Below are 10,824 nucleotides of genomic sequence, written 5' to 3' on the forward strand. Positions count from 1 at the left end.
GTTCACCCCGCGGCAGGTGCCACCGACATAGACGCGCCCGTAGGTCGCCTGGTCGGCAGCCATCACGCCCACGCCGGCGTACTGGTGGGCGTCGTCGTTGTGGCGTGTCCAGGTGGCGCCTGCATCGTCGGAGCGCCAGACGCCCCACACGTTGTTGATGACGCCGACGACATAGACCGCAGCAGAGTAGCTGGCACCGGCCTTTGGCTTGCCCAGCGCGACGATGCTGGCGCCCGACACCTCAGGTCCGAGCCAATCATTGCGGCCGTTCCAGATCGGCGCGAAGTTGGTCAGCTTGGTCCAGGTCGCACCCGAGTCCACCGAGCGGTACACGGCCAGGCCGTCGGCTACCCAGAGGTGGCCCTCGGCGTAGGGATTCACCGCTATCGATGACGAACCCCAAGGCGCAAAGCGCATATTGGCCGACACCGAACCCTGGCTCAGAGTGAAGTTGTGGCCGCCGTCCGTGGAAACGTAGACCTTGGCCGGGGTGTAGGTCCACCAGGCGCCGCCCGAGTCGTAGGCATAGACCTTGTTCGGGTTCTTGCGGTCGGCGACCATTCGGTAGCTGCGCGGGACACCGCCCTGGATCGCGAGTGCAGGCAGGTTGGTCGCTGTCCAGCTGGCGCCGTTGTTGGTGGTGTAAGACGGCACCGAATCAGCCGGCGCCCAGACCACGTTGTTGCGGGTCGTGACGGCGACGTTCGACGCCTCGCTGGTGTTGGTTGAGGCGCCGGTAGGGAGGCTGGAGAACGACGCCCAGCTCTGGCCGCCGTTGCCGGACCAGTAGCCGACGCCGGCAGCAGAACCGTCCGGGTTGTTGACCCGGCCGCTCGCGACGATATAGGTTGGATCGGACCAGGCCATGTCGGCGGAGTTGCCGTTGTTCCAACTCTTGTTGGGGCTCAGCGTCGGCGCCGTCGAGAGGTTGGTGTGGAGCCAAGTGCCGACGTCGCCCGAACTGTTGATGAAGGCATAGGAGGCGCCCGCCGGCGGGGTCTTGAGGCCCAGCGTGCAGGTCTCTTCCACGCCGTTGATCGCGTTGCTCCAGGTGGGCGCCGACGCGGAGGCGTTCCGGGTCTCGATGATGCCGCCGCCGTGGACGTGCAGGATGCGGTCGCGGTTGAACGGGTCGATCTCGATGTCGTCCACCCAGCCCGACGCGGTGACGCCGGGCGTCTGCGCCTCGATCTCGCGCCAGTTGCGGCCGCCGTCATCGGACAGCTGGACGATCTGCTGGCCGTTGTAATTGCCCCAGGTGCCGCTGACGCCGAGCGCGATGCGCGCGGTCGAGCCGGTGCCGGAGACGGACACGCCGCCGTAGCCGGCGTTGTCGTTGCTGTTGAGCAGGGTCCAATTGCTGCCGTCGAACTTGTAGAAGCGAGCGGGGCCACCGGCGCCGGGGCCCGAGCCCTTGGTGAACAGCACGTAGTACATGCCGTCGGACGCGCGCACGACGTGCGGGATGTGGTAGCCGGTCACCGGCGTCGCGACCGGCGTCCAGCTGGCACCGCCGTTGACGGACTTGTACAGGTTGGAGCTCAGGCCGGCCGCGCTGACATAGTCCGGCGCGATGGTGGCATACATGATCCAGGTCGTCGCACCGCCGCCGACGGCCGAGTTGTCGAAGATCAGCTGCTCGACGCCCATGACCTGGCCACCCAGGTTGTTGATCTGGTCCTGGGTCATCTTGGTGGACGACAGCCCGGTCTGGCTCCAGGTCTGACCCGAGTCCGCGCTCTTCCACAGCCCGGCCGTGCGCGAGGCGTAGAACAGGATGGACGGGTTGGTGGGATCGACCGACAGGCGCTCACCGATGGCGCGGCCGTTGTTGTTGCCACCCGCCGAGAATGGCAGGTTGACGTAGGTCCAGCTGTTGCCGCGATTGCTGGAGATGTACAGCCGGGCGGTCGGGTCCGCCGACGCGGACATGCCGGCGACGATGTAGACGCGCTGGTCGTTGGTCGGATCCACGGCGAGGCTTTCGACGCCGTGATAGAAGCCCTCGGCTGCCGTGAAACCGTCGTTGATGGCGATCCAGGACGACGTACCGGCGTCCCAGCGGTAGGCGCCACCGACGTCGGTGCGTGCATACAGGACGTCCTTGGTCTTTGGATGGAAGACCAGGCCGGTCACGTAGCCGCCGCCGCCGAACTTGGCGCTGGCCCAGGTGCCCACGCCGACCGAGAAGGCCTGCTGGCTCTTGGCACCGCAGCTGTTGGTGTAGGTGGCCGTGGCCGTACAGGCGGCGGCTGGCGAGATGGTCTGTTCGCGCGAGGCACCGGCGGTGCCGCAACCGCTCCAGCTCCAGGAGCCGCCGGACGTGGGCTGCGGGCCGAAGATGGCCGAGCTGCCGAGCTTGAGCGTGGCGGAAGAGGTTTGCGTCCACGTCCCGTTGACGTTGACGTACGGCGTGATCGCCGTCGGCGCGCAGGTTTGTGCAAGCGCCACCGGGCCGGCGCTCATGGCGAGCATCAGGGTTCCCAACTTCAGTCTCATGGTTCTACCTTTCAGGAAAGGGGCCCGGCCGGTTGTCTCCTCCGGTGACGGGCGTTGTGATGAGGCCGGCGCAGTGCCTGGCTCGACCTCGGCGACAAGGTGGACGCTGGTGCGAGGGTCTAAGTTGCTGTTCGATCCACGTTGCGCCGCAGTTCACGGAAACTCCGCAATGTGGAATACAGATATACCGAGATATCATCTTATTGGTCAGACCAATGCGCATCGGTGGAAACGCCCACGCTGATCAAGCCGAATGATTCTTGTTATGCGAAGTCAGCCTCCGCGTCGCGTGGTCATCGCGCCTCGAATTCGCCTCTGAGAGGACAGGAGAGCTGCTGGCTGCCTCGCCATCGGACGCTGGTCATGCAGGCGCGCCGAGCCGATGACGCCTTGCACCGCCTCGACCGACGCAGCGCGAGTTGGCAGTGGCGCATCCCGCTCCGGCATCGCACCGGCAACAGGTCGGTCTGCTGCATAGGCGGCGCAGTGCTATAAAGTGCGCCGCTTTCAAGATGTGGCGTTCTGCCCTGTCGCTTAGAACTCAGTGGCTCCAGCTCGCCCGAAAGACTCCACCGAACCCGCCGCGGAGGGCCGCCGACGCAGTAGTGCGCCGACTCTGGCCGACGTAGCCCGCGAAGCGGGGGTTTCCAGAATGGCGGCCTCAGGCGCACTGAACGGTGGACGACGTGGCTCAGCGCGGGTTTCGGTCGACACGCGGGATCGCGTGTTGGCTGTTGCAGAGCGGTTGGGATACCGGCCGAATGCCACTGCCCTCGCGCTGGCGCATCGGCGGACCGATGCGGTAGGCGTCGTCACCAATTTTTTGGGAGAAGAGCCGAACCTCTACTTCCTCGAGTTGTTCAGTGGCGTCATTCAGGGCGCCACGGCAGCTGGATTGACAACTGCCGTCTTCACCTTGAAGGACTGGCGCGACGCGCCCAGCCGCATACCGGCCCTGTGCGACGGCCGTGTTGATGGGCTGATCCTGTTGGCCCCTCGGCTGCCGGATGATGGCGCGAAGTGGTCGCCAAAACACACGCCCATGGTGTCCGTGCATGCCGAGCAACCCGTTTACGGCGTGGTGAACATCGAATCGGACAACGAAATTGGCGCCTACGAAATGGTGCGCCACCTGCTTGAGATCGGGCACCGACGCATCCTGCATGTCGGTGGACCAGCCCAATACTCTGGCGCGACTCGACGAGTGGACGGCTACCTGCGTGCGTATGCCGAAGCTGGCGTTGCGCCTCCTAAAGGTCACGTGGTTCGTGCGCCGCTGACGGTCGAGGGTGGCCGTGAAGCGATGCAGCATTGGCTTCAGGTTCACAGCGGTCGGCAACTCCCGGAGGCCGTTTTCGGAGGCAATGACGCCATCGCCTTCGGCTGCATTGAGGCGCTGCGAATGCGAGGTGTCCGCGTGCCTGAGGATGTGTCCGTCGTCGGCTATGACAACAGCTGGATGGCGCGCTCTGTGCAGATGGCGACGGTGCACCAGCCACTGCATGAAATGGGAAGGCACGCCGTCGAGGTGCTTGTGCAGCGGATAGACGCGCGCAATCGAGGCGACGCCGAGACTGCGCCAAGCCCCGTCGTGCTGCCGACCGAGATCGTGCTGGGGAAGACGTTGGCCTCGCCACGTCGGGCTCGCCTGACCATAGCTTGAATGGCGCCGGGGAACCCAATCGAGCGCGATCGATTGCGGCGCTATGCCTCAGGGAAAGGTCGAGCCCGCCAGGATTAGGTCCACGGCCTGAACTGAGCACGAGGCCATTCTTCGCGCTGGCAGCGCGCAACCCGCAGGCAGCCGCTGCGGCGATGCCCAGCCTGTCCGTAACATCAACGGCTCGCGATTCGCGCAAGGAACTCTGCATGCAACGGCATGGCCTGCGTGGTGCGGTGGATGACACTCCGTACGGTCGACAGGTGCCGCTTGACGCTGTCGAGGTCGACCAGGTCGACATAAGGGTCTCGCCGGCGCGGCAAGATCCCCAATCCGAGCATCAGAGACGCCCAGGACGGTTCCGCGAAGCCCTCTGGATCGATGATGGCCACGCGACCGGTGTCCCGGAACAACTCAATCTGGTGTGCCAGGACGTCCGGGATGCTCATGTCGGCGCAGTAGCGCCAGAACTCGCTGTCGCGCCGCTCGCCGAGCTTGTAGTGCAGGATGATGAAATCGCGGGCCGACTCATAGCGATATGCCATCTGCCGGTTGAACTCATCGGCCAGTGAAGGGGCGAAGTCACGGTCCGGTAGAAGCGCGGTCAGTCGTCCGACGCTGTCCATGATGAACTGGATGCTGGTGGACTCCAATGGTTCCAGGAATCCAGCGGATAGGCCGATGGCCACCACGTTCTTGGTCCACGCCAGCCTGCGGCGGCCGGTTGTGAAGCGCTGCGGCCTTGGATCGTCCAGCGGCTTGCCGTCCAGGTTCGCCAGCAAGGTCTGCGCTGCCTCATCGTCGCTGAGATGGCTGCTGCAGTAGACCAGCCCGTTGCCGGTGCGGTGCTGCAGCGGGATGCGCCACTGCCAGCCCGCCGAGCGAGCGGTCGAGGTGGTGTAGGGCGTCATCGGGTCGGTGCGTTCGCATGGAACGGCCAACGCCCGGTCGCAAGGCAGCCAGTGGCTCCAGTCCTCGTAAGGTGATTTCATCGCGCCATCGATGAGCAGCGCGCGGAAGCCCGAGCAGTCGATGAAGAGATCGCCTTCAACGCAGCGGCCATCGCTCAGATGCAGGGCCTCGGCGAAGCCGCTCTGCTCCGAGGTCTTCACGCTGACGATGGTGCCGACTATCCGTTGGGCGCCATGGCGAACCGCATGGTCGCGCAGGTAGCGGCCATAGAGCGCCGCGTCGAAGTGGTAGGCGTAGTCGAATGCATTCGCGGGTGAAGGTTCCCCCGGCTGCGGCGGGGTGAATCGCAGCGCACGCGCCATGACCGTGGCGGTGGACCAGTCCTCGTAGGACTCAATGCCAGGATCCCGCTCGCGCAGGCGCAGCCAGTAAGACCACAGTGGCCTGTTGTGGATGGCCGGACCGAAGCCACCAAAGCCGTGGAAGAAGCGGGCACCCAGCCGCCCCCAGTCCTTGAACTCGATGCCCAGCTTGAAGCTCGCCTGCGTGGCGCGGACGAAGTCAGCCTCATCGATGCCCAGCAACTGGTTGTAGTAGCGAATGGTCGGCAGCGTGGCTTCACCCACGCCCACCGTTCCGATCTGGTCCGACTCGACCAGCAGGACCTCGCAATGGTCAGGGGCGCCCGGCCTGCAGAGCATGCGCGCCAGGGGTGCTGCGGTAATCCACCCCGCGCTGCCGCCGCCGACGATGACCACGCGACGCAGAGACCGACTTCGCATAACAAGAACCTTCCAGCTTTCAAGGATTGGTCAGCGTGGCGTTTCCACTAATGCGCATTGGTCTGACCAGTAAGATGATATCTCGGTATATCTGTATTCCACAATGCGGAGTGGCCGTGAGGTGCGGAGCAACACCTGCGGAGAAACCACTCGGCTCATCAGAGAACGAGGAGACACATCGTGACGAAGAAATGGGTTCCGCACGGGCGCAAGCTGACGCTGTTGGCGACGTGCGCTTTGTTGACCGCCTGTGGCGGTGGTGGCGAGGGCGGGGGCGCGAACTCGGGGGGGCGCTTTCAGACCATCGATTTCAAATATCCCGGCGGTGCCATGCTGCTGGATGGGCCGGTGGCACTTTCGGCCGTGGCGACCTCCGGTCTGCCAGTGACCTTCGAGTCCACCACGCCGGACATCTGCACCGCTTCGGGCAGCCAGCTGACGCTGGTGAAGGTAGGCGAGTGCCGCGTCGTGGCCAGCCAGAGTGGCGGTGCGAGCAGCGACGGCGTGCAATGGGCCGCCGCCGATAACGTCAGCCAGCTGTTCAAGGTCCTCAAGAAGACCCAGCAGATCACGTTCGCGCCGCCTGACTACGTGCTGAGCGCGAACAGCACTTCCGTCGCTCTGAGCGCGACGTCGCCTTCCGGCCTGCCGATCAGCTTCAAGACCACCACGCCGGCCACTTGCACCATCGAAGGCAGCAACCTCAAGCTGCTGGGCAAGGGCACCTGCGCGGTCACCGCCATGGCGCCGAGCAACGAGAACTGGGCCGAGCAGTCGGTGGATCGTTTCGTTGCCGTCGACCCGCTGCTGATCGCCGACGGCTTCGAGCCCAGCGGCGCGGGGCGCGGTACGTCCACGACCATGAGCACGAAGCAGGGCGGCAATGTGGCTGTCAATCCCTGGGGCAGCCCGTTGAACGCTGGCTGGGAATCATGTGACGGCAACGCAGGTGGCGACTGGTGCTATCGCGATATCTCGGCGGACGGCTCGATGCTGACTTCGGCCTTGCACTATCCGGAGAGCAATTGGACGCCTGGCGGGTGGCAATACGGCTTCAATCGCATTGACATCTTTGCGCCGGGCCTGAGTGGCTTCAACGGTGCGGGCGATACGACCGGCGGCGTGCAGGTGACCACAGAAACGGCCCTGGGCTTCACGCTGGGCATCAACAGCGGGCTCTACGCGGCGAACAGGCCGGTCGTGCTTCATCTGAACCTGGGCAAGCAAAACAACGGCTGCAACGTCGAGTTGAGCACCTTGCTGTGGCCCATGAACGGCCTGACGAGCTACGCCGTCCCGCTGGGCAATTTCGCCGTCACCAACGCCTGTGGCCTTGCCGGAGTGACTGCGGCATCCCTGGATGGCGACATCCGGACCCTGCCCAATCCGGTCACCGCCGATGGGCTGGCCGCATTCCAGGCTGCGATGGCCAAGATTGTTGACGCACGCACTTCGGCGATGACGCTGATGAAGTCGTCCAACGTTGTTCAGGTTCGCTTCCGCCTGATGGATGTGAATGACAGTCAAAAGACCAATGGTGTCTACGCGTCGGATCTGACGATCAAGGGCGCCATCACGATCCAGTAATCGCGGCTGGCGCTTCGCGCCGCCGGTACCCCGATTCAGCACCGCCACGGGCGGCCTGCCGGTTCGGGTGCATCAAATTTGAAGGAAAACGGAGACATCCATGAGCGAACATTTCCGACCCACGGCCATCCACCGTGGCGTCATTCAATTGGCGCTTCTGAGCACCGGCGGCGCCGTGCTGGCACAAACGCAACCGGCGACGGACAAGACCCCGACCACGCTCGAGACCGTGGTGGTCAAGGGACAGCGCGCCGCGCTGCAGAGCGCGCAGAAGATCAAGCAGAACGCCGAGGAGGTGGTCGACTCGGTGGTGGCCGAAGAGGCGGGCAAGCTGCCCGACAAGTCCATCACCGAAGTGCTACAGCGCATCGTCGGCGTGACCGTCGAGCGCCTGCGTTCGACCAACAACGACCCCAAGCACTTCTCCGAAGGAAGCGACGACCGCATCAACGTGCGCGGCCTGTCCTGGGGCTCGTCCACGCTTAATGGCCGCGAGATCTTCTCTGCTGGCTGGCCCGGCCGTGACCTGAGCTGGAGCGCCGTGCCCTCGGAGCTGATGGCAGGCGTGGATGTGTACAAGAATCCGTCGGCGGAGAGGATCGAAGGCGGCGTTGCTGGCCAGGTGGATCTGCGCACCTGGCTGCCGTTCGACTTCAACGGCACGAAGAGGATGGTTTCCTTCGGCGGCAACTACGAGCAGCGGACGAAGAAAGCGTCGCCTGCGCTGTCGGGCCTGTATTCCACGCGATGGGATGCCGACTCGGGCCGTTGGGGTGTGCTGGTCGATCTGGCCTTGAACCACTCGAGCTACGAGTCGCAGAACCTGCAGGTCCAGCCCTATTTCCCGCGTACCGACGTGGTGCCGGGCCAGACGGTGTGGGTGCCTACCGGCGCCAACTGGGGCCAGAACCTCGGCACCAGCGACCGCAAAGGCTTCTACGGCGCCCTGCAGTGGAAGAAGAACGAGATGCAGTCGTCGCTGACGGCTTTCGTGTCGAAGTCGCTGGAGGAGAACACCGGCTCGAACATCTACCCGAGCTTCGGCGACCCCAATTTCAACGCGTCACCGTACAACGTGCTGGTGGAGAGACCGGTGGTCGATGATCGTGGCGTTGTGGTGTCGGGCCACTACAGCTATCCGCTGCGGCTGCCCAGGAATGCCGACGGCACCGTCTCGAATTGGAGCCGTGGCGGCAAGGGTGCGAATCAGTTCGCCGATGGCGGCATCAGCATGGGCACCAGCCGGGCCTTCAACCAGCACCGGACCAGCACCAGCGAACTGGCCTGGAACTTCCAGTGGAACGTCAATGAGCGCTTTGCGCTGCAGAACGACCTGCAGTGGGTGAAGTCCTCCTTCCGCACCCGCGGCGAGGAAGTGCAGACGGCCACCTTCGCGCCGAGCATGGACATCACGACCTCCGGCAGCAACCCGGTGCTGCTCGGCTTCGACGACAAGACGCGCACCTTCCTCGCCGATCCGGCCAACTACTACTGGTTGTCGGTGATGCCCGGACGGCTGAAGGGTGACGCCAACCTCTATGCCTGGAAGGTCGACGGCAAGCTCGTCTTCGACCATGACGTGCTGCGTGACCTGCGGGTCGGCTTCCGCACAACCTACCGCACCTCGGTGCGCGAACAGGCGGTCTATGCCGGCGATACGAGCAGCGTGGGCTGGAAGTCGATCGCTGAGCCCTGGGTCGTACGCCAGACCGGCACGGCCGGCCAGTTGCCCGGCGCGAACGACGACCAGAGTTGGCAGTCGCGTGCCAACTTCGCCTACCTGAGCGATCCCCGTTACGCGGCCGCCGCGCCGGTGGAGGTGTTCAACTACAAGAACTTCGGAGGCAACAACCCGCCGAGTGTTGTGTTCCCGACCTACGGCGGCATCAAGGACTACAACACGTATTCCAAGCTGATCGGCGATGTCCGCTACAACCAATGTCTCGATTCCCAGGCCTGGGCGAGGGCGGAGAACGCGAAGAATCCGACGGGCACGCAGATCAACGTTCCCACCTGCGATGCGTCCACCTACATCTGGGACACGACGCTTCGCTACGGCCTGAATCCGAACATGATCAGCAACGTCTCCGAGCGCACGCATGCCGTCTACGGCACCCTTCGCTTCGGCTTCGACGACTGGAAGGTGCCGGTGGAAGGCAACATCGGCATGCGCGTGGTCTACACAGGTCGCGCCTCGCATGGCTTTACCAACTTCAACCCGACGTACACCGACCGCACGCCGCCCGACGCACCGCGCTTCGATTCGGTCAATGACCCTCTCGATGTGAGCACCAGCCATGTTGACGTGCTGCCCTCGCTGAACCTTAAGTTCAACCTGAGCGGTGACAACAAACTCCTGGGTCGAGTCGGCATGGCCAGGAGCGTGTACCGCCCAGGCTTCGATAAGGTGCAGGAGTCGGTGGCGCTGACCCAAAACATCGACACCGGCAACAACCGGATCCTCTACACGGGCACCAACACCGGCAATGCGAAACTGAAGCCGCTGACGTCTGACAACTTCGACCTCGGCCTGGAGTGGTATCCGCGCGCAGGCCAGATGTTGACCGCCACGGCCTTCTACAAGGACGTGAAGGACCTGATCTACAAGTCGACCTACAGCCGCGACTACTTCAGCACTGACGGCAACGCTCAGTCTTTCCTGATCACGGGGCCGCGCAATTCCGCCAGGGCGTGGGTGCACGGCATCGAGCTCAAGGCCGAGACCTACCTCGACCACTTCGACTTCTTGAAGGACAAGCTGCCCGACTGGGCCAAGGGCTTCGGGGTTTCCGCCGACTACACCTACATCGGCAGCAGCCAGAAGTTCTATCGCGATGCCCAAGTGCAGTACTGCCCGTCCATCAGCGCCGTTACCAGCGATGCGCTCAAGGTCTACGGCTGCGACACCAACGGCCTGCAGTTTGGCGCCCTGCCGGTGCCAGGGCTGGTGAAGAACGCCGCCAACTTCGCACTGCGCTATGACCGTTATGGGTTCTCCGCTCGCTTGGCCTACAACTGGACCAGCCGCGTGCTGAAGAACGTCGGCAACGACAACAGCCCGAACGGCCAGAACGGCACCAGCGCCGATCCGGCGCGCTTGGGAATGCAGGACACCTGGTGGGGTCTTCCGCAGTACCAAGAGGGCTTCGGGCAGTGGGACGGCGGCGTGTCGTACAACTTCACGGACAAGTTCGGCATGTCGCTCAGCGTGACGAACCTGAACAACGTGACTGTGCGTTACCTCAACAAGCAGACGCCGGGCTTCATGGGCTCGAGCTGGAACTTCCCGGGCCGCAGCTACTACGTGACGGGCCGCTACGAGTTCTGACCCTCGCTGGGGCCTTTGAACCTCTGTCTCGGTTCCGGCCGGCCGCGAGGGCGTCC

General features: G+C 64.3%; 5 protein-coding genes. 3 read left to right on the top strand and 2 right to left on the bottom strand.

The window, feature by feature from the left end:
• The coding region (locus tag AC1DU6_RS10890) for a hypothetical protein (protein ID WP_477857142.1) at positions 1–2,499 on the bottom strand (2,499 nt) is incomplete at its 3' end.
• A gap of 544 nt (positions 2,500–3,043) precedes the next feature.
• Here AC1DU6_RS10890 and AC1DU6_RS10895 point away from each other — a divergent pair.
• Positions 3,044–4,162: a LacI family DNA-binding transcriptional regulator gene (locus AC1DU6_RS10895; RefSeq protein ID WP_255355213.1), complete on the top strand. Its 1,119-nt coding sequence runs from the start codon at positions 3,044–3,046 to the stop codon at positions 4,160–4,162.
• Positions 4,163–4,335: 173 nt separating this feature from the next.
• Here the strand turns inward: AC1DU6_RS10895 and AC1DU6_RS10900 are convergent, their stop codons facing one another.
• Positions 4,336–5,829, bottom strand: a complete 1,494-nt coding sequence (locus AC1DU6_RS10900; protein WP_477857144.1) for a tryptophan halogenase family protein — start codon at positions 5,827–5,829, stop codon at positions 4,336–4,338.
• A gap of 204 nt (positions 5,830–6,033) precedes the next feature.
• Here AC1DU6_RS10900 and AC1DU6_RS10905 point away from each other — a divergent pair, with 204 nt between their 5' ends.
• Positions 6,034–7,440 (top strand): hypothetical protein, encoded by a 1,407-nt coding sequence (locus AC1DU6_RS10905; RefSeq protein WP_477857145.1) that lies wholly within the window; start codon positions 6,034–6,036, stop codon positions 7,438–7,440.
• Between the two features lie 100 nt (positions 7,441–7,540).
• Positions 7,541–10,768 carry a TonB-dependent receptor gene (locus AC1DU6_RS10910; RefSeq protein ID WP_477857147.1) on the top strand — a complete coding sequence of 1,076 codons (3,228 nt, stop codon included), beginning with the start codon at positions 7,541–7,543 and terminating at the stop codon, positions 10,766–10,768.
• Positions 10,769–10,824 lie beyond the last annotated feature (56 nt).

Source organism: Roseateles sp. P5_B10, from assembly GCF_056400485.1.